The sequence below is a fragment of the Bacillus sp. JK74 genome (assembly GCF_053663395.1).
Genome location: NZ_JBSJQB010000004.1, coordinates 46,157 through 64,671, shown reverse-complemented (window position 1 = coordinate 64,671; position 18,515 = coordinate 46,157). Strand labels below are relative to the sequence as shown.

Genomic DNA, 18,515 nt, shown 5'->3' with positions numbered 1-18,515 from the left:
TCATTCGGCTCCCTCCTTGATGCGGCTGTACTCCTCTGCTGTGATCCGGACGAATTTCACCGTATCGCCCGCTCTCAAAAGACTCGGCGGATGTTCTTCCGGCCTGAAAAGCCGGAGCGGGGTGCTGCCGATCAGCTGCCAGCCGCCGGGAGTGGATATCGGATACACACCGGTCTGCATTCCCGCGATTCCTACTGAACCGGCCGGGATGGACGGCCTTGGCGACGCCTTTCTCGGTGCTCTGATCCGCTCAGACATTCCTCCTAAAAACGGAAATCCCGGCGCAAATCCGAGCATATAAACGAGATATTCGCCTTCAGTATGAATGCGGATGACGTCTTCCGGGGTCAGATCGTTCATCTCAGCGACCTCTTCTAAATCGGGACCGAAATCACCGCCGTAGCAAACGGGGATTTCCATCACCCGGCGCTCTTCTTTGCGGCCGGTCATTATATGACTGAGACGTTCTGTCACTTCTTTCTTGACCAGGGCAAAAGGAGAGATGCCTTTTTTTATGTTTGAGACGGCATACACGTCATAAAAGATCGTTAAGCTTGTGAATGCCGGAATACATTCAACAAAGCCCGGAAACGGCCGTTCTTCCATACAGGCTGCCGCCGCATGCACCCGGCTGTTGACCTCTTCGCTGATGTGCCCGCCAAAGCGGATGATAACGGCGGAATCACCGTACGGCTGTATATCAAGCGCTGTATTTCCGCTATACTGCATCATTGTCATCACCTCGTTGTATTCTTTCTCACTTACAGGACAGCAAGCGATCATTTCGTATATCGGTGATCAGCATATGCCCCGGTGAATGTGTTATTACGATATCAGGCTTTGCTTCCATGATCACCGCCTGGGGTGTAACGCCGCAGGCCCAGAATACGGGAACTTCACCTTCCCGCACCGTTACGGCATCTCCGAAATCCGGCTGATGCAAATCGCTGATGCCGATGCTTTGCGGATTTCCGATGCGGACGGGGGCGCCGTGCACGGCGGGAAAACGTGACGTGACCTGCGCCGCGCGGACTGCAAGCCTTTCCGGAATCGGTCTCATACTGACGACCATCTTTCCTGAAAACGGGCCCGCCGGAACACAGTCAATATTTGTTTTATACATGGGAACGTTCACGCCTTCATCGATGTGCCTGATTGGAATGTGCTGATTGATAAGGGCCTGCTCGAATGAAAAACTGCAGCCGATCAAAAACCCGACATAATCATCCTTCCAATACGGCGTAATATCCGTTACCTCTTCAGTAAGCACGCCATGCCGATAAATCCTGTATTTCGGAAAGTCCGTCCGGATATCAGCTCCCGGCGCCGCTATTGCCGGAACAGGTGAACCCGCATCCGTCACATCAAGCACCGGACAAGGCTTTTGATTACGCTGGCAGAATAAAAGAAAATCAAAGGCAAGATCCTTTTGCAAAACAACGAGATTGGCTTGTGCGTAAGAAGCGGCCAACCCCGCCGTCGGCCCGGTCATCTGCCCTTTCCTGATAAGCTGTCTGACTTCTTCGGGACTCGTATCTCTCATATGGTTTTTCATATCATCAGCTCCATAGCTGCGGCATTTGCGAGAATAATGTATAGATGCCCATAACCGCCATGACAACCACTACGATCGCCCCTGCAATCGTGAGCCAGATCGGATGCTTGTAATCGCCGACGATTTTTTTCTTATAAGCGCCCAACAGAATCATCGCTAATGCAAGCGGCAGAATTAAGCCGTTAAGCGAACCGACCGCGACCAGAATTTTGGCAGGCTGGCCGATCGTGACAAAAATAAGAGTGGATACAATGATAAAACCGATAATTACGCCATGTGAGTGCTTTTCGATTTTTGCCGAAAACGATTTGAAGAATGACACCGATGTATAGGCGGCGCCGATGACAGACGTGATAGCGGCAGACCACATGATGACGCCGAAAATTTTATAGCCGACATTTCCCGCCGCAAGCTTGAACACAGAAGCCGCGGGATTATCAGGATCGATGCGCAGGCCCTTTGAAACGACGCCGAGCACGGCGAGAAACAGGGCAATCCGCATAATAGATGTAATCAAGACGCCCGTGATGGAGCTTTTCGTCACCTGAGGAATGACTTCCTTCCCTTGGATGCCTGAATCAAGCAAGCGGTGGCCGCCGGCAAATGTAATGTATCCGCCGACCGTGCCGCCGACAAGCGTCACGATTGCCAGCACACTGATATGATCAGGCATAAAAGTTTTCACAACGGCGTGTCCGACCGGCGGAGCCGTCGTTACGGCAACATACACCGTCAATACGATCATGACGATTCCGGCGATCTGCATAAAACGGTCCATGACTTTTCCGGCTTCCTTTATGACGAAAATCAGAACCGCAATCGCAGCGCTGATTAAAGCGCCGATCTCCGGTTTGATTCCGAATAATACTTGAAGACCGAGACCCGCGCCGCCGATGTTTCCGATATTAAACGCAAGTCCGCCGAGCACGACCAGAAAAGCAATGGCATAACCGGCGCCCGGAAGCACCATATTGGCAATCTCTTGGCCGCGCTTTCCGGAAACCGCGATAATCCGCCATACATTGGTTTGCGCGAAGATGTCCAAAATAATAGAGATTAAAATGATAAAGCCGAAGCTTGCCGCCAATGTATTGGTAAACGTGGCCGTTTGCGTCAGAAAGCCGGGCCCGATTGATGATGTCGCCATCAAAAATGTCGCGCCTAAAAGAAGCGACCATTTGCCGGAAGCCTTTCCGGCTGTTTTTTTCTTTTGCTCCATGCTGTCTTCCTCCCTCTGCTGCTCAGTCTTTTGCAAGCGCGCTGATTTGAATGTCTGCCGCTTTTAATTCTTTTTTGATTGTTTTTGCGAATGTGAGGGCGTGGGCGCCGTCTCCGTGAATGCAGACCGTGTCCGCTTTCAGGTTTACAGCTTGTCCCTTACGTGATGTCACCGTGCTGTCTTTCACCATTTGAATCACTTGCCCGACCGCTTTTTTGTCGTCCTGAATCAGCGCATCCGGCTCCGAACGCGGCGTCAGCGTGCCGTCTTCCTGATAGGTGCGGTCCGCAAACACTTCGCTTGCCGTCCTCAGTCCGAGTCGATCTCCCGCTTTAATCAGCTCGCTTCCGGAAAGCCCGAAAAGAATAAGTCCGGGATCAAAATGAAAGACCGCCTGAGCGATGGCTTCTGACAGGCCGGGATTGACGGCGGCCATATTATATAAAGCGCCGTGCGGCTTCACATGCTGCATCTCGACACCTTCCGCTTTTAAAAACCCTGACAGCGCGCCGATTTGATACAGCGTCAGATCATACGCTTCCTCGGGCGTAATCGCGATCTGCCTCCGCCCGAATCCCTGCAGATCAAACAGTCCCGGATGAGCGCCGATTTTCACGCCTTTTTCCGCCGCAAGCGCAACCGTTTTGCGCATCACGCTGGGATCACCCGCATGAAAGCCGCAGGCGATGTTTGCAGATGTCACATAATCCAAAATCTCTTCATCCAGTCCGATTTTATAAGCACCGAAACTCTCTCCTAAATCACAATTGATGTCAATCTGAAACATAAGCTCCCTCCTGTATTGTAAACGTTTTATTTTATTATCATTCCGATATTCGGAACGATTATTCCGAATTGTTGAATTTCTCTTCATTATATTTAATTCTGACAGGTTTGAACATCCTTTTGTCAGAAAACCTACCATAGACCTAGTCACAAATCTGACAAAACAAAAAAAGAGAGCCTCATGCTGAGACTCTCTCTTTTTTCTATTATAACACCCAGTGGCGGATCGCTTTGGCGACCCCGTTTTCCGTGTTGACATCAGTCACCCAGTCAGCTGTTTCTTTCACGATGTCCTGCGCGTTCCCCATGGCGACGCCGACACCCGCTTTTTCAATCATGGCAATGTCATTCAGACTGTCACCCATGGCCATCACATTTTCCATCGTGAAGCCGAGTTTTTCCGATACCTTCGCCAGCGCAGCCGCTTTGTTGATACCGAGGGCATTGACTTCGATGTTGATCGGACTTGAGTTTGTGATTTCGAGCTCCTTGTATTCTTTGAGCTCTTTCAGCACCTCATTCCGCACTTCGTCATCCTCGATTTCGAACCCGAACTTGAGCCACTGATGATCCGTAATCGTTTCCGGGAATTCCCCTCTCCACACTCTATCGACGGTGGAAGCCCAGAAATTCGTGTTGTGCTTATTCCTCAGATCCCATAATTTTTGAATATGATCGGTATGAAGAAGCTTGCGCTCAACCAGCTCAAAGTTGGAATCCCAGATTTCGCTGCCGTTTGCCGTGATTAAAAAGGATGACAGCTCGAGAGACTCAGCCAGTTCGCGGCAGGTCATCAGCGTGCGTCCTGTGCTGATGACGACGTGAATTCCTTTCGCCTCCGCTTCCTTGATCGCCCGCCGGTTTTCCTCCGGGATGAGCTGCTCGTCATTGAGCAGGGTTCCGTCCATATCAATCGCGATCAGTTTAATATCTGCGTCTTCTCTTTGTATCGGCATATATGTACCTCACTTTTTATATTGTAGTCGTCTCTATTTTAATACATATGACCCACAGGAACAAAAAACCGCTTCCTGCGTTTGGCAGGGCGAGCGTTGAGGAAAATAAATATTGAGGTGATGGAGGATGAAAGAAAGAAAACAAAAGAATAAACCGAATGAAAATCCTGAACATCATGATTTAACCGATCCGATTCCGCTGGAAGAGCTGAAGGAAAACGCCAATGACGAAAAACACAAACATGACCAAAGGGACAATTCACAAAGTGAAAGAGATTATGATACAAAATAACACGCTTGTCCGAAAGCCGCCGATGGAGGCGGCTTTTTTTACGATGGCTGGATAAATATGCTGAGCTCGGCATCCGCCACAGGCTTTCCCGCAACGGACGCTTTCGCCCGGCCGAACACAAAACCGCGTCTGATTCGTGTGACCTCAAAAAAAAGATCCAGACGGTCTCCCGGCAAAGCGGCACCTAACCTTTCCGCTTTCTTCACCGCGGATAAGAGACCGAGGCCGTCACCGCCGGTAATTCCCGCGCAAGCCGCCGTTTGGGCCATTGCTTCAACGACGAGCGAAAATGGCATCTCTCTTTGGGATTCAGTTATAAACCAGTCATTTTCACTGATGTTTTTGTAAGCAGCCGCCCATTTTCCGGCTTCACTGTTCGTCGTGCCGTCAATCAAAAGAAACGGAAAACGATGGGGCAATAGCGTCTGATTCATCACGCAGCCTCCCTTCCCTCTCATTATAACGCAAGAAAAAACCCGCGTCCCCCCGACGCGGGTTCATTTTTATTGATTGAGCTTTTTGAGCACGATGCCGTGCAGCGGTTCATGCGGCTGAATACCGCAAATGTCTTGAAGAACGCCGCTCGTGCCTTTTTCCGTGATAAGCTTTTGCAGCTCAACCGCTTCCGGATCATCCTGATAGTCAAAGCGCAGGGCGGCGGCGATACCTTCCGCCAGCGCATTCGGTTCTTTTATTTTTTTGGCCGGCCCTACTAATCTGTCATTCGCTCCGAGTTTTCTGAGCGGTGATCTGGCGACTCTTGTCACATCATCCGTGATGTATTCATTATCAAAGCGGCTGATGATTTTTTTCATGTACTGCTCGTGTTCGGCTTGCTTAAAGCCGTACGCTTTCACCAAGTACTCGCCCGTTTCTGAAAGTGCATCGTACACGACACGCCGGATTTCCGGATGGCCGATGGCCTCTTTGACGGTTTTTAATCCGCGCTGATAGCCGACATACGCCGTGACGGCATGCCCGGTATTGACGGTAAACAGCTTTCTCTCAATGAAAGGTGTAAGATTATCCGTAAACAACGCGCCTTTAAGTACCGGCTGATCGCCGGCAAAGCCGGTTCTGTCTATGACCCATTCAAAAAACGGTTCTACGGATACTTTCAGCGGATCTTCATGGTGCTGAATCGGCACGATCCGATCTACCGCAGAATCCGGGAAGCCGACTGTCCGGTTCACGAGTTCCCGCTCCGCTTCCGTCAAATGTCCGAAAACTTCTTTTTTCAGAAAACTGCTGCCGCCGATCATATTTTCACAGGCAATGATATTGAGAGGCTCAGAGGACGTTCTGCGCTTCAGACCTTCCGCGATGGACGGAGCGATGAGTCTGAGAACGTTCGGGCCCACCGCCGTCGTAATGATCGCCGCTTCATTGATCAGCCCGTACAGCTCTTGTTCTTGCACCGCGCTGTTGATGGCTGAAACGGGGCCGATGATTTCTGTCTGCCTGCCGCCGTCGGCAAGCTCCACGGTATATTCCTTCTTTTCATTGAGAAGGCTGACCATCGTTTCATTCACATCAGCGAAAACTACGTCATAGCCGGAATGATGGAGCAGGGCGCCGATAAAGCCCCGCCCGATGTTTCCCGCTCCGAAATGAAGGGCAATCATGTCAGTTCACCTCGCTGAAAATAGCGGCCAGTTCTTCTTCCGTCTTTGCACTGATCAGCCGTTCAATGTTTTCTTCCTCTGAGCAGATGATGGCGATGTTTGACAGGATGTCTAAGTGTTCATTGTTTTTTCCGGCGATACCGAAAACGACCTTTGCCGTATTGCCTTCACCGTATTCCACACCGTCCGGAATCTGGATGACGGAAATGCCTGAATGAAGCACCTCATCCTTCGCATCTTCCGTTCCGTGCGGGATCGCAATGAAATTCCCCATAAACGTGGATGATGTTTCTTCACGTTCGAACATTTTTTCCACATAGCCGTTCTTCACGTAACCGTTATCAATCAACGTCTGTCCCGCCAGGCGGATGGCATCCTCTTTTGAGTTCACTGTCTGGTTCAGTTTGATGTTCGCTTTAGCCAATACTTCCATGATGAAGATCCCTCTTTCTGTTTGATTAGTTTTTAAGCTTTTCAATCAGTTCATCGTATTTCGGGCTGTTTAAGAAATTATCAACCGAAATGTGCACCGCCTGCGGCAGCTTCGCTTTCGCGCGGTCAGTCAGGTCCTTATGCGTAATGACGATATCCGCGTCATTCGGAAGATTATTGATCGACGTATTTGTCACATCAATATCCAGGTCTGCTTTTTTCACTTTGTTTCTTAAAATGGAGGCGCCCATTGCGCTCGATCCCATACCCGCGTCACATGCGAAGATAATGCGGCTGACTTGGTCAGCGGAAATATCAGCGGCGCTGTTTTCCGGCTCTTCCTCTTTGTCTGCCAATGCGGCCGCCGCTTCACTTTTCCTGCCTTTCATTTCCTGCATTTTTTCCGCCGCGGCTGTCAAATCTTCTTCGCCCGCTTTAGACGATTTCAGAATAAGCGCCGAGACGATAAACGATACGGCCGCGGCAACGATGACGCCCGCCAGCACGCCGAGATAGCTTCCTTTCGGCGTCAGCGCCAAAATGGCGATGATGCTTCCCGGAGATGATGCGGCGACAAGACCCGCGTTAAAGATCGAGAATGTAAGCAGTCCGCTCGCTCCCCCGGCGATCGCCGCGAGGATCAGCATCGGTTTCATTAAAATGTAAGGGAAATAGATTTCATGAATCCCCCCGAAGAAATGAATGATCGCCGCTCCGGGAGCTGTTGATCTTGAAGAGCCTTTCCCAAAGAACATATAGGCCAGTAAAATACCGAGTCCCGGTCCGGGGTTCGCTTCCACTAAGAACAGAATGGATTTACCCGCTTTGGCGGCCTGCTCGATTCCGATCGGACTTAAAATGCCGTGGTTGATCGCGTTATTCAGGAACAGGACTTTCGCCGGTTCTACGAAAACGCTTGCAATCGGCAGCAAATTCGCGTGGACAATGACTTCCACACCCGCCGCCAGCAATTTGTTAAGAGACAGGACGACCGGGCCGATCGCATAAAACGCGATAATCGTCAGCACTGCGCCGATAATTCCCGCCGTGAAGTTGTTGATCAGCATTTCAAAACCCTGTCTGACTTTATCTTTAAACACACGATCTAATTGTTTAATGAGATAACCGCCCAAAGGCCCCATAATCATTGCCCCTAAGAACATCGGAATGTCCGCTCCGACAATGACTCCGATGGCGGCCGTCGCTCCGACGACTCCCCCGCGGTGATCATAGATCATTTTTCCGCCCGTATATGCGATTAAAAGCGGCAGAAGATACGTAATCATCGGGCTTACCAATGTATTCAGCTGCGGATTGGGAAACCATCCCGCCGGAATAAACAGCGCGGTGATAATTCCCCATGCGATAAATGCGCCGATATTCGGCATGATCATACCGCTTAAATAACTGCCGAACCGCTGTATCTTCACTTTCATGCCAGCTTGCTGTTCTTGCTGCATGTTCATTCCCTCCCTGTTTGCCTGCCTTCAGATGAAAATAAATAAGACACGGGGTTTCTCTCTCCCCTGTGTCTTCATCATAAAACGCTTACAATCCCCATTCAATGAAAAGTAAAGAGGAGTTTGGCATAGAGACTGTGACAAATCCTTAACAAAAAAAAAGACACCTCATCAAAGGTGTCTTACCGCTTTCTGTATATAATGTGTCCTTTTGTGACGACGAGCTTGGCAATGAGCCGCTCACTGACAATAAACACCGGATACGCACATACGAGCGCGAAAATGGCGGCCGGCACATACCGCGCTGCCGGAAACATCGGCATGACGGCGGTTCTGGCCATCTGCACAAGATAAATCAAAAGCACCGTGATCGCAATGGCCGCAGCCATAATCGGAGCTGATACTTTATATTCACGCAATTTCACATGGCAATGCCCGCACTGAAACTGGCACGGGATCATGGATGATCTGACCATGTCGCCTGTAATCGGCTTGCCGCAGTTCGGGCAGGTCGTTTCTTTCATGTTTATTCCTCCATTCAACTCTTCTATTATAACAGAGTCCGACTGCGTGTTTTACATTTGTGATTGTTCAACATTTTTTCACATATTTTATCATCAGGCTCTTGTGTGCATTTGTGAAAACATCTACTCTTAGAGGGAGGTTCATCACTCATTCGCATAAAAAGGAGGATGCAGAATTGCTTCCGATTCACAGACAGCAAACCTTGCTTGAATGGCTGAAAGAAGAGGGCGCGCTGAAAATCTCTGACATAAGCGAGAGATTCGGCGTCTCCGAGATGACCGTGTACAGAGACGTCAATCAGCTGGCGGATGCAAACCGGATTATCCGGACACCCGGCGGCATTACGCTCCCTCCCGCTTCAGAACAAAGCGCCAATCAATGCGGCTATTGCCTGCGGCCGATTCAGCATTCGTATTCTGTTCAGCTTATTACCGTTTCACAAGCCGTTGAGCAGATGTGCTGCATTCATTGCGCGATTTTGCGGTATGAGGATAAAAAGGAAGAAGTGTCCCACGTCATTTGTAAGGATTTTCTTCTCCAGACGACACTGACGGCCGCTTCCGCATACTTTTTAGTCCATGCCGATATTGACCTTCACTGCTGCCGGCCTCAGGCGATTCCCTTCTCAACGCTTGATTACGCAGAACGGTTTCAAAAAGGATTCGGCGGGGTCATTTGCACCTTTGACGAGGCGGCGGACATCATCTTACACGACAGGCAGAAGGGATGCACCTGCAGCAAGACATAACAACAACCAACCGGAAGGCGGTGTCATCATCCATGAGACAGAACAAACGCTGGCTCATCTTTTTGCTGTTCCTTGTTTTGATTCCGAAAACAAGCTTCGCCCACGCCTACATCACAAACTCAAATCCGGGTGAGAACAGCGAATTAAAACAAGCGCCGAAGCAGATTGAAATTGAGTTTAATGAACAGATTGAAGAAGGCTTCCACTCCATTAAGGTCTATAATTCATCCGGTGAACGGGTTGACGCGGGCAAAACGGTGATTCAAAAAAATAATGCCCGCATCATGACCGCGGCATTGAAAAAAAATCTGCCGCATGATATTTACAGAGCGGAATGGAACGCGGTATCAGCCGACGGACATCCGGTATCCGGCGTCATCCCTTTCAGTATCGGAAAAGCCGGCGGTCAACTTCAGGAGCAGACATCATCGCAAGCGGCGCTTCATCCCGAAGCGGCCATCGACCGCGGTATTTTGTACACCGCTATCTCCCTGTTTATCGGCACGGCTTTTTTCCATCTGTTTTGGTACAGAAATAATAAAGATTCATCAAAAGCAAAACGAACTGTAAAGCTGCTCGTGATTTCTTTATGTTTAACGGGGCTCGCGCTCGTGTGCCAGCTCCCGATCCAGACGAAAGAAAACGCGGGCGGCGCTTGGAGCGCCGCGTTTCAGCCGGACTATGTAAAAGAAACGCTTCTGAAAACGGCAGGCGGGTACGTCTGGATGATCCAGATCAGCTTATTTATCCTGCTCGCCCTGTCCATGATCCCGATGCTGAAGAAGAAAGCATTCCGGTCATTTGCGTACTGGACGGCGCCGCTGTTATTCTTCTTCGCTTCGCTTTTGGCAAAAGCATTCGCCGGGCATGCAGCCGTTATCGACGAAAAAGCGGTCGGCATCGCGATGGACTTTCTCCATTTATCGGCCGCGTCTGTATGGATGGGCGGTATAGCCGCTCTTGTGCTGCTTCTTTCATCAGAGTGGAGAAAAACCGATAAAACCATCGCTTGGGAAACGGTCAGACGGTTTTCTCCTTGGGCATTCGCCTCTGTGGGCGTGCTGTTATTTTCAGGTGTGCTGAACGGATTTTTCATTATCCGCTCGTTTGATTCACTCTTTCACACCGCTTACGGCAAGACGCTCCTTTTGAAAATCGGACTGTTTGTCATCATGCTTGCGCTCGGCGCCGTTCACGTATGGATGACGAAGTTCAGCAGAAAAAGGAGCATCAGCGCAACGATAAAGGCCGAATGGGCACTTGGTATTGCGGTGTTATTCACAACCGCCGTCTTCACAAGCCTGCCCAGCCCGCCGCCGCCTGCGCCATTGCCTTTTAACGGCTCAGAAACGATCGGAAACGGGGAGACCCTATCCTTGCACATTACGCCGAACCAGCCGGGTAAAAATGAATTTCAAGTCATTGTCACCGATCATAACGGCAGCTTAGTAAAAGACATTCAGCAATTTACGGTCACTGTTTACCAGACGGGCTTCAGCGGCAAACAGCATGAAAGCACCTTTGATTTGAAGAAAACGAAGGAAGGCACATTCGAAGCCGCCAACCTGTCCATCACCGAAAAGGGAAACTGGAAGATCAAAGTCCACGGGCTGACAAACGATTTTAATGAAATCAACCAAATATTCTCAACGACAAACTAAGGAGTGTATCTCATGTTGAAAAAAAAGGCTTTAATATTCATATCCGCCGTGACCCTGTCACTCGTCGGTTTTACGGCGGCAGCAAGCGCCCACGTCTCAGTCAAACCCGCGGAATCCGCGGCCGGTTCTTGGGAAACATACACGATGAAAGTGCCTGTGGAAAAGAATGAGCCGACAACGAAAGTCGTGCTGAAAATGCCCGCCGGCGTTGAATTTCAGCAGTATCAGCCGATTCCGGGCTGGAAAACATCCGTATCCAAACATGATGACAAAGCGGTCTCCGTCACTTGGGAAGCAAAGGACGGCGGCATTCAGCCCGGCCAATTCCAGCAGTTCACATTCGTTGCGAAAAATCCTGAAAAGAGCGGAGATGCCGCTTGGGACGCTTACCAATATTACAAAGACGGCAGCATTGTAGAATGGACGGGTGATGAGAAAGCCGACACGCCTCACTCGATTACGAAAATCAAGAAATCGGCCAGCGTGACGGATGCGCACGGAGCTGAACAGTCAAACGAAGAAAGCAAATCCGGCGTATCAGCGCTTGATATTGCAGCCATCGTTCTGTCAGCTGCGGCAATTATCCTTTCCATCGCGGCGCTTGTAAAGAAAAAACGCGCGTAAGCAAAAAGCGATCCGGCTCTAAAGAGCCTGCGATCGCTTTTTTCTTATCCGCGGCCTGCCTGGAAAGACGGATATTTGGTCATTCCCCCGTCAGCAAACAGCGTAATGCCGGTCACATAGCTTGATTCCTTTGAAGCAAGCCAGACGGCGACAGCCGCGATTTCTTCCGGCTCACCGATATATCCCATCGGAATCATGCTTTCCACATCTTTTCTCTGAACGGGATCCGCAAATTTTTCCGCGTTGATCGGCGTATTGATGGCTCCCGGTCCGATATTGTTAACACGGATGCGCTTCGGCGCGTACTCAAGCGCCAGCGTTTCCGTCATCAATTTGATACCGCCTTTACTCGCCGCGTAGTGAACAAACAGCGGCCACGGAATCATTTCATGTACGCTTGACATGTTAATGACGTTTCCTTGAATATCATTCTCTACGTAATATTTAATGGCTTCGCGGCTTCCTAAGAAAGCGCCGGTCAGATTCGTATTGATGACTTTGTTCCAGTCTTTGAGCGGCATTTCATGCGACTGAACCGGATTTTCCATGCCGGCGTTATTGATCATGACATCCAATGTGCCGAATTCCTTCACCGCAGTCTGCACGATGTTTTTGACATCTTCTTCTTTTGTGACGTCTCCTTGAACGATGACCGCTTCGCCTCCCGCTTTTTGAATCTCTTCTTTAACGGTTTGGGCGTCTTTTTCATTACTATAGTAGTTAATGACGACTTTCGCCTGCTCCTGTCCGAAACGGATCGCCATCGCTTTTCCTAATCCTGATGAAGCTCCCGTAATGGCAACGACTTTTCCTTTTAAATCCGTGTACATGTTCAAACCTCCTGCATATGTTATGAATTTGATTTCGCAACGCCTAAGAATACCGCGGCTACAATGATCAGGATAATCCCGATGGCAATGGCGACCAGCTGACGCTTCGTTTTGCTCTCACGAAGAATGAAGATTCCGCCGAGCGTGCTGATGACGATCCCCATTTGAGAGAGGGAAAAACTTGTCGCAACTCCGACGCGCGGCTGTGAGATGAACAGAAACATGTTCCCGAGCGCCCAGATGATTCCCGGCAGAATGTTCTTGATGGCGTACTTATTAAACGGTTTATGCTTGTACGTCAGGAGCAGTCCGCCGATGACCATCCCGATCGCCTGCGGCAGAAGCGCTGACCATCCGGATACACCGAACAGCCGGGCGACGACGACATAGACCAAATAGCCGAGCGTGGAGATCAGCAGGATAACAATGCCTTTTTTTAAGTTTCCCGGTTCTCCGTCCGCCCGCCCCTTTTTATCTTCTAAAGATGTGAGCACAATCCCGATGATGATAAAAATAAGGGCGAGAATACCCAGCGTAATCGCGATCGGGGTTGACCATTCTTTGAATACGATCACACCGAACAAAGAAGTCGAGACGAGCTGCATTCCCGTTGATATCGGCATCGTTTTTGAAACGCCCATCAGCTGTATGCTTTTAAGCTGATTGCTTTGGCCGAGCGACCAAAACAGCCCCGAGATGATGCCGACAATAAAAATGCGCCCGGACAGGACCGGGTGGACAAACAGATACAGCACAAACGAAACGATGAGCGCCCCGATTGTCGTTCCCAGCGTCTGGCTGTAAGGCCCGCCGCCTAATTTGACGTTAAATAACACGATGCTCCCCCAAAATAAAGCCGGGAGAAGAGCCAGTAATATATCCATGATGGCGACCTTCTTTCAATCGTATTTGCTGTTATTTTGTCTGGAATCGAACCGATTATTCCCGCAAGATCAAAAAAGCCTGCCGGCGATATTCACCGGCAGACCGCTCAATAAAAACAGCCCCGCTTAGAAGCGGGGCTTTCTTTTCGGCTCATTAAAGTCCGATAGACATGTATTTGGTTTCCAGGTACGGTTCAATGCCTTCCGTACCGCCTTCACGGCCGATGCCGCTTTCTTTCATTCCTCCGAACGGCGCTTGAACCGCGGACGGACCGCCGTCATTCCAGCCGATGATGCCGTATTCAAGCTGTTCAGAAATATAGATGCCGCGGCGGTAGTTTTCTGTGAAGAAATAAGCCGCAAGCCCGAACGGCGTATCGTTCGCAAGCTTGATCGCTTCATCAATATCTGAGAACGTAACGATCGGCGCAACCGGGCCGAAAGTTTCTTCATGCATGATGTTCATGGATGTGTCTACATTTGAAAGCACGGTCGGCGTCACGAAATAGCATCCTTTTTCATCGTTTTGGTCATACGTTCCGCCCGTCAGCACTTCTGCGCCTTTTTCCACGGCGTCATTAATTTGGCCGACGATTTTATCGAAGCCTTTTTTGTTGATGACAGGGCCGACATTTACGCCTTTTTCAAGACCGTTTCCGACTTTGAGTTTCGCAGCTTCTTCACTCAGTTTTTTCGCAAACTCGTCTTTCACGGATTCGTGTACGATCAGACGGTTCGCACAGACGCAGGTTTGGCCGGCATTTCTGAATTTAGAGGCCATTGTTTGGGCTACCGCCAGATCAAGATCAGCGTCTTCATCCACGATCAGCGGCGCATGTCCGCCAAGCTCCATTGACATATGTTTTACGGTGTCGGCGCTGTTTTTCATCAGAATTTTGCCGACAGGCGTTGAGCCGGTAAAGGTAATTTTGCGGATTTTCGGGCTGCTGGTGAAGACGTTTCCGATTTCGGCTCCGTCACCGATCACCACTTGCAGCACGTCCTTCGGAATTCCCGCTTCATATGCGAGACGCGCAAGGGCGTAAGCGGAAAGCGGCGTATCCTCCGCCGGTTTGATGATGAACGTACAGCCTGCCGCCAAAGCGGGCGCGGCTTTTCTTGTAATCATCGCATTCGGGAAATTCCACGGCGTAATCGCGGCTACCGGGCCGACCGCCTGACGGGTGACGACAATCCGTTTGCCCGTTGTCGGCGCAGGTACGGTTCTGCCGTAAATCCGTTTTGCTTCTTCAGCGAACCATTCAATATAGCCGGCGCCGTATAAAACTTCTCCGACCGCTTCTTCGTACGGTTTGCCGTTTTCTTTCGTAATTAATTCCGCAAGTTCTTCTTTATTTTCAACAATCAGCTCATACCATTTTCTCAAAAGTGAGGCACGTTCTCCCGCTGATGTTTTGGACCATGATTGAAACGCTTGATGTGAACGTTCAATCGCTTTTTCAACATCTTCGGCCGTCTGCTGGGGGATGCTTTCGATCGCCTCTCCCGTTGCCGGGTTGTACACTGTTAATTGTTCTGGCATATTGAACATTCCTTTCTTTCCTATAGTAAAACCATTGAATGCTTGTTGATGTATCTCACACTTTCATGATAGCAGACACATCCGGCGGCATTCCAATAATTGAACTCACAGAGCTGCTTCGATAATGGAAAGGCCTTCTTTGAGCTGCTCATCCGTCACGACAAGCGGCGTCAGGAATCTGATAATGTTGCCGTTAATGCCGGCCGTCAGCAGCAGCAGTCCGTTCTCGTTCGCCGTTTTAGCGATCGCCGCGGCTTTTGCTTTGTCCGGTTCCCGCGTGTGCGGATCTTTGACAATTTCGATGGCCGCCATCGCGCCGAGTCTGCGCACTTCTCCGATGCAGGCATGCTCTTTTTTCCACTCGAGCGCTTGATGCTCGATGATGCGGCCGATCTCTTCGGAACGCTGATTCAGCCCTTCTTCTTCTATAATATCCAGGACGGCGAGCGCAGCCGCACAGCCGAGCGGGCTTCCCGCATATGTGCCCCCGAGTTCCCCCGGCGCGGCGGCATCAAGCATTTCCGCCCGGCCGATGACTCCGCTCAGCGGCAATCCGGCTGCAAGTGATTTGGATACGGTGATCAAATCAGGGACGGCTCCGAAATGTTCAATCGCAAAATACGTTCCCGTTCTGGCAAAACCGGTCTGAATCTCATCCGCTACAAAAACGATACCGTGTTTTTTACAAAAAGCGGCGACGTGCTGCACGAAACGTTTTGAAGGAATGATGAAGCCGCCTTCTCCCTGAACCGGCTCCATTACGACACAGGCGACGGTTTCCGGTGCAACTGCGGCGATAAAGAAATCCTCAAAAGCGCTGATGATAAAGTCGTCATACTGCTCGTCGCTCATGCCGGCCGGCTTTTGATAATAGTAAGGAAACGGCGCCTGATACACCTCTGAGGCAAACGGGCCGAAACCGAATTTATAAGGCTTCACCTTGCTCGTCATGCTCATCGTCATGTTCGTGCGGCCGTGGAACCCTCTTGTAAATGACACGACAGCCTGGCGCTTCGTATATTTTCTGGCGATTTTCACGGCGTTTTCCACCGCTTCCGCCCCCGAATTGAGAAAAATCGCTTTTTTCGCATGATCTCCCGGCGCAATGCCGCAAAGTTTTTCGGCCAGCTCAATATAAGACGGATACATCATGACGTTAAATCCCGGGTGAATCAGATCCTCCGCCTGTTTCTTCACGGCCTCCACCACTTTCGGATGGGAATGGCCGACATTCAGCGTTCCGATCGCTCCGGCAAAATCAATGAATCGTCTGCCGTCCAAATCGTACAAAAGCGCCCCTTCCCCTTTTACCGCCATGCTGCGGTTTCCGTTGCCGACCCCCTTGGAAACGAATTGATCCCGTTTTTGCTGCCACTGGGCTGTTGTCACTTCCGATGATGCTGTTCGACTCATAGATTCCATCCCCCTGCATTGTTTTCTTATCATTCTGACTTCTTTTTGGTATGATGAAAAGTACCAAAATCAATTTTTCTATGGTATCAGAAAGGAGCAGGGTCTGGATGCTGACGATTTCCATTGATCATTCGGAAACGGCGGATTATATCTATCAGCAGATCTATCAGCACATAAAAGCGGCCGTTTTGAAACGCAGCCTGATGCCTCATACAAAGGTGCCGTCTAAACGGGAGCTTGCCGAGACGCTGAAGGTCAGCGTGAATTCAGTGAATTCAGCTTATCAGCAGCTGCTTTCGGAAGGTTATTTATATGCAGTCGAAAGAAAAGGCTTTTTCGTGGAGGAAATTGATACGGTTTATCATGAAGAAACGCCTTCGCTCTCATTGCCTGAAGATTTAAAAGAGCGGGAGCCGGATAAGAGCGGCTGGATTTCGTTTTCTCATATGAGCGTGGATACGGCGCATTTTCCCCTGAAAAGCTGGTTCCGCTGTGAGCATAAAGCAGCCGCCCGTTCATTTCATACACTCGGAGACCTCGTCCATCCGCAAGGCTTATATGAAGTCCGTGAAACCATTTCGCGGCTTATTTCCCTGACAAGGGGCGTTACATGCCGCCCGGAACAAATCGTGCTCGGGGCGGGCACGCAAATGCTGATGCAGCTGCTGACGGAACTGCTGCCAAAAGACGCGCTGTACGCCATGGAGAACCCGGGATATATGAGGATGTACCGGCTGCTGCAAAACCTCGGGAAAAAGGTTGCGACGATCAGCCTTGATGAAAAAGGCATGTCCATGGCCGAAATCGAAAAACGCCGGCCCTGTGTATTGATCACCACGCCTTCCCATCAATTCCCCTCAGGCGTGATCATGCCCGCTTCCCGGCGGATTCAGCTTTTAAACTGGGCCGCCGAACAGAACGGCCGCTTCATCATTGAAGATGATTATGACAGTGAATTTAAATATGACGCCGATACGATACCGGCGCTTCAAAGCCTTGACCGGTTTCAAAATGTCATCTACATGGGGACCTTTTCAAAATCCCTTTTCCCAGGTCTGCGCATCAGCTATATGGTTCTGCCGCCCGGGCTTTTGCGGACGTTCAAAGAGAGAACGTATGACCTGCATACGTGCAGCACGCTTGCCCAGCTCGCGCTGAAAGAATTTATCGACTCAGGTGAATATCAGAAACATATTAAAAAGATGAAGCAGCATTATAAGAACATGCGGGAACGCCTCATTTCGGCTTTGGAAGAAACATTCGGAGAAAGAATCAGTGTAAAGGGCGCCAATGCGGGGCTTCATTTTGTCACTGAGTTTGACTGCGCCCGTTCAGAAAAAGAGATATTGGCACGGGCTGATGCAGAACAGCTCGATCTGTTTGCGATGAGCCGGTTCCGTCTGAAAACGGGAGGCGATTCAAATAAGCCCCAGCTCATTCTGGGGTTCGCCCGCCTGAAGGAGAGCGATATTCAAGAAGGCGTCCTCAGGCTTTACCGGGCGGTTTTCGGCGCATAAAAAAACCCCCGGAATTCGGGGACTTATTTACCAGCGGTCCGGTTCTGTCTGCAAAATCGCCTCCAGCAGGCCGGGAAACGCCGCTTGTAAATCATCTTTGCGCAGGGAATAATAACGGTGCTTCCCGTCTATGCGCACTTGGGCGATCCCCGCTTCCCGCAGCACTTTGAAGTGATGGGACAGCGTTGATTTGGCGACCCGGACATCAGCGCAGGTACCGCACGTTTTTTCTGTTGTTTCCGCCAATTGTTTGACCAGCTCTAAGCGGAGCGGATCACTCAGAGCATGAAGAACCTTTGTCAGCTGTAAGCGGTCGGTTTCAGGATGGTTTGGAATGTTCATGAGTCAAATGTAACACATAAAAGCGGCGGGTGACAATTTAGGCGGTGAGGGTTTTTCCTTTACCATTCACTGCGAAACATGTTACAGTTAGTTCGATAATATT

20 protein-coding genes are annotated in these 18,515 nt (G+C 50.2%); 5 read left to right on the top strand and 15 right to left on the bottom strand.

All coding sequences use genetic code 11. From position 1 onward, the window contains the following. The 5 genes from pxpB to ACWJJ5_RS13445 all read right to left on the bottom strand — a co-directional run bounded on the left by pxpB (nt 1) and on the right by ACWJJ5_RS13445 (nt 4,516). Nucleotides 1–732 (bottom strand): 5-oxoprolinase subunit PxpB, encoded by a 732-nt coding sequence (pxpB, locus tag ACWJJ5_RS13465; protein WP_094247233.1) that lies wholly within the window; start codon nt 730–732, stop codon nt 1–3. 25 nt (nt 733–757) lie between these two features. Next, nucleotides 758–1,555, bottom strand: coding sequence for a putative hydro-lyase (locus tag ACWJJ5_RS13460; protein WP_454022465.1), 798 nt, complete (start codon nt 1,553–1,555; stop codon nt 758–760). Nucleotides 1,556–1,559: 4 nt separating this feature from the next. Next, nucleotides 1,560–2,774, bottom strand: a complete 1,215-nt coding sequence (locus ACWJJ5_RS13455) for an NRAMP family divalent metal transporter (protein WP_044053272.1) — start codon at nt 2,772–2,774, stop codon at nt 1,560–1,562. Between the two features lie 22 nt (nt 2,775–2,796). Beyond that, nucleotides 2,797–3,561 (bottom strand): 5-oxoprolinase subunit PxpA, encoded by a 765-nt coding sequence (locus ACWJJ5_RS13450; protein WP_063174369.1) that lies wholly within the window; start codon nt 3,559–3,561, stop codon nt 2,797–2,799. A gap of 205 nt (nt 3,562–3,766) precedes the next feature. Next, nucleotides 3,767–4,516 carry a Cof-type HAD-IIB family hydrolase gene (locus tag ACWJJ5_RS13445; protein ID WP_003156292.1) on the bottom strand — a complete coding sequence of 250 codons (750 nt, stop codon included), beginning with the start codon at nt 4,514–4,516 and terminating at the stop codon, nt 3,767–3,769. A 127-nt stretch (nt 4,517–4,643) separates the two neighbouring features. Here ACWJJ5_RS13445 and ACWJJ5_RS13440 point away from each other — a divergent pair, with 127 nt between their 5' ends. Next, nucleotides 4,644–4,808, top strand: coding sequence for a hypothetical protein (locus tag ACWJJ5_RS13440; protein ID WP_003156294.1), 165 nt, complete (start codon nt 4,644–4,646; stop codon nt 4,806–4,808). Nucleotides 4,809–4,846: 38 nt separating this feature from the next. Here the strand turns inward: ACWJJ5_RS13440 and ACWJJ5_RS13435 are convergent, their stop codons facing one another. The 5 genes from ACWJJ5_RS13435 to ACWJJ5_RS13415 all read right to left on the bottom strand — a co-directional run bounded on the left by ACWJJ5_RS13435 (nt 4,847) and on the right by ACWJJ5_RS13415 (nt 8,849). Then, the gene (locus tag ACWJJ5_RS13435; RefSeq protein WP_176283120.1) at nt 4,847–5,242 is read right to left on the bottom strand and encodes a 3-hydroxyacyl-ACP dehydratase FabZ family protein; all 396 of its coding nucleotides are present in this window, start codon (nt 5,240–5,242) and stop codon (nt 4,847–4,849) included. Nucleotides 5,243–5,311: 69 nt separating this feature from the next. Then, entirely contained in the window at nt 5,312–6,433 is a 1,122-nt protein-coding gene (locus ACWJJ5_RS13430; protein ID WP_176283119.1) for a mannitol-1-phosphate 5-dehydrogenase, read from the bottom strand. Nucleotide 6,434: 1 nt separating this feature from the next. Continuing rightward, entirely contained in the window at nt 6,435–6,866 is a 432-nt protein-coding gene (locus tag ACWJJ5_RS13425) for a PTS sugar transporter subunit IIA (protein WP_012116817.1), read from the bottom strand. A gap of 25 nt (nt 6,867–6,891) precedes the next feature. After that, a complete protein-coding gene (locus ACWJJ5_RS13420; RefSeq protein WP_014720723.1) occupies nt 6,892–8,331 on the bottom strand; it encodes a PTS mannitol transporter subunit IICB in 1,440 nt (479 codons plus the stop codon). Nucleotides 8,332–8,507: 176 nt separating this feature from the next. Next, entirely contained in the window at nt 8,508–8,849 is a 342-nt protein-coding gene (locus ACWJJ5_RS13415; protein WP_003156306.1) for a hypothetical protein, read from the bottom strand. 176 nt (nt 8,850–9,025) lie between these two features. Here ACWJJ5_RS13415 and ACWJJ5_RS13410 point away from each other — a divergent pair, with 176 nt between their 5' ends. From ACWJJ5_RS13410 to ACWJJ5_RS13400, 3 genes are read left to right on the top strand one after another with little or no spacing between them, the layout of a single operon-like run. Beyond that, nucleotides 9,026–9,598: a DeoR family transcriptional regulator gene (locus tag ACWJJ5_RS13410; RefSeq protein ID WP_070081369.1), complete on the top strand. Its 573-nt coding sequence runs from the start codon at nt 9,026–9,028 to the stop codon at nt 9,596–9,598. Between the two features lie 32 nt (nt 9,599–9,630). Next, the gene (locus ACWJJ5_RS13405; protein ID WP_454022464.1) at nt 9,631–11,259 is read left to right on the top strand and encodes a copper resistance CopC/CopD family protein; all 1,629 of its coding nucleotides are present in this window, start codon (nt 9,631–9,633) and stop codon (nt 11,257–11,259) included. 12 nt (nt 11,260–11,271) lie between these two features. Then, nucleotides 11,272–11,883, top strand: coding sequence for a YcnI family copper-binding membrane protein (locus tag ACWJJ5_RS13400; protein WP_454022463.1), 612 nt, complete (start codon nt 11,272–11,274; stop codon nt 11,881–11,883). Between the two features lie 44 nt (nt 11,884–11,927). On the opposite strand, the gene gdh is transcribed toward ACWJJ5_RS13400, so the two are convergent. The 4 genes from gdh to gabT all read right to left on the bottom strand — a co-directional run bounded on the left by gdh (nt 11,928) and on the right by gabT (nt 16,553). Continuing rightward, the gene (gene gdh / locus ACWJJ5_RS13395) at nt 11,928–12,713 is read right to left on the bottom strand and encodes a glucose 1-dehydrogenase (RefSeq protein WP_070081367.1); all 786 of its coding nucleotides are present in this window, start codon (nt 12,711–12,713) and stop codon (nt 11,928–11,930) included. A gap of 20 nt (nt 12,714–12,733) precedes the next feature. Further along, entirely contained in the window at nt 12,734–13,597 is an 864-nt protein-coding gene (locus tag ACWJJ5_RS13390) for a RhaT/GlcU family sugar-proton symporter (RefSeq protein ID WP_063174364.1), read from the bottom strand. A 154-nt stretch (nt 13,598–13,751) separates the two neighbouring features. Then, nucleotides 13,752–15,140, bottom strand: a complete 1,389-nt coding sequence (gabD, locus tag ACWJJ5_RS13385; protein ID WP_003156319.1) for a succinate-semialdehyde dehydrogenase — start codon at nt 15,138–15,140, stop codon at nt 13,752–13,754. A gap of 105 nt (nt 15,141–15,245) precedes the next feature. Beyond that, nucleotides 15,246–16,553 (bottom strand): 4-aminobutyrate--2-oxoglutarate transaminase, encoded by a 1,308-nt coding sequence (gabT, locus tag ACWJJ5_RS13380; protein WP_102422336.1) that lies wholly within the window; start codon nt 16,551–16,553, stop codon nt 15,246–15,248. A 107-nt stretch (nt 16,554–16,660) separates the two neighbouring features. Here gabT and gabR point away from each other — a divergent pair, with 107 nt between their 5' ends. Next, entirely contained in the window at nt 16,661–18,070 is a 1,410-nt protein-coding gene (gabR, locus tag ACWJJ5_RS13375) for a MocR-like transcriptional regulator GabR (protein ID WP_077721799.1), read from the top strand. Nucleotides 18,071–18,097: 27 nt separating this feature from the next. On the opposite strand, the gene ACWJJ5_RS13370 is transcribed toward gabR, so the two are convergent. Then, a complete protein-coding gene (locus tag ACWJJ5_RS13370; protein ID WP_003156322.1) occupies nt 18,098–18,412 on the bottom strand; it encodes an ArsR/SmtB family transcription factor in 315 nt (104 codons plus the stop codon). Between the last annotated feature and the right edge of the window lie 103 nt (nt 18,413–18,515).

Bases quoted from the DNA above. Each gene is read 5' to 3' on its own strand.
- pxpB (WP_094247233.1), bottom strand. From the start codon at position 732: ATGATGCAGTATAGCGGAAATACAGCGCTTGATATACAGCCGTACGGT.
- ACWJJ5_RS13460 (WP_454022465.1), bottom strand. From the start codon at position 1,555: ATGAAAAACCATATGAGAGATACGAGTCCCGAAGAAGTCAGACAGCTT.
- ACWJJ5_RS13455 (WP_044053272.1), bottom strand. From the start codon at position 2,774: ATGGAGCAAAAGAAAAAAACAGCCGGAAAGGCTTCCGGCAAATGGTCG.
- ACWJJ5_RS13450 (WP_063174369.1), bottom strand. From the start codon at position 3,561: ATGTTTCAGATTGACATCAATTGTGATTTAGGAGAGAGTTTCGGTGCT.
- ACWJJ5_RS13445 (WP_003156292.1), bottom strand. From the start codon at position 4,516: ATGCCGATACAAAGAGAAGACGCAGATATTAAACTGATCGCGATTGAT.
- ACWJJ5_RS13440 (WP_003156294.1), top strand. From the start codon at position 4,644: ATGAAAGAAAGAAAACAAAAGAATAAACCGAATGAAAATCCTGAACAT.
- ACWJJ5_RS13435 (WP_176283120.1), bottom strand. From the start codon at position 5,242: ATGAATCAGACGCTATTGCCCCATCGTTTTCCGTTTCTTTTGATTGAC.
- ACWJJ5_RS13430 (WP_176283119.1), bottom strand. From the start codon at position 6,433: ATGATTGCCCTTCATTTCGGAGCGGGAAACATCGGGCGGGGCTTTATC.
- ACWJJ5_RS13425 (WP_012116817.1), bottom strand. From the start codon at position 6,866: ATGGAAGTATTGGCTAAAGCGAACATCAAACTGAACCAGACAGTGAAC.
- ACWJJ5_RS13420 (WP_014720723.1), bottom strand. From the start codon at position 8,331: ATGAACATGCAGCAAGAACAGCAAGCTGGCATGAAAGTGAAGATACAG.
- ACWJJ5_RS13415 (WP_003156306.1), bottom strand. From the start codon at position 8,849: ATGAAAGAAACGACCTGCCCGAACTGCGGCAAGCCGATTACAGGCGAC.
- ACWJJ5_RS13405 (WP_454022464.1), top strand. From the start codon at position 9,631: ATGAGACAGAACAAACGCTGGCTCATCTTTTTGCTGTTCCTTGTTTTG.
- ACWJJ5_RS13400 (WP_454022463.1), top strand. From the start codon at position 11,272: ATGTTGAAAAAAAAGGCTTTAATATTCATATCCGCCGTGACCCTGTCA.
- gdh (WP_070081367.1), bottom strand. From the start codon at position 12,713: ATGTACACGGATTTAAAAGGAAAAGTCGTTGCCATTACGGGAGCTTCA.
- ACWJJ5_RS13390 (WP_063174364.1), bottom strand. From the start codon at position 13,597: ATGGATATATTACTGGCTCTTCTCCCGGCTTTATTTTGGGGGAGCATC.
- gabD (WP_003156319.1), bottom strand. From the start codon at position 15,140: ATGCCAGAACAATTAACAGTGTACAACCCGGCAACGGGAGAGGCGATC.
- gabT (WP_102422336.1), bottom strand. From the start codon at position 16,553: ATGAGTCGAACAGCATCATCGGAAGTGACAACAGCCCAGTGGCAGCAA.
- gabR (WP_077721799.1), top strand. From the start codon at position 16,661: ATGCTGACGATTTCCATTGATCATTCGGAAACGGCGGATTATATCTAT.
- ACWJJ5_RS13370 (WP_003156322.1), bottom strand. From the start codon at position 18,412: ATGAACATTCCAAACCATCCTGAAACCGACCGCTTACAGCTGACAAAG.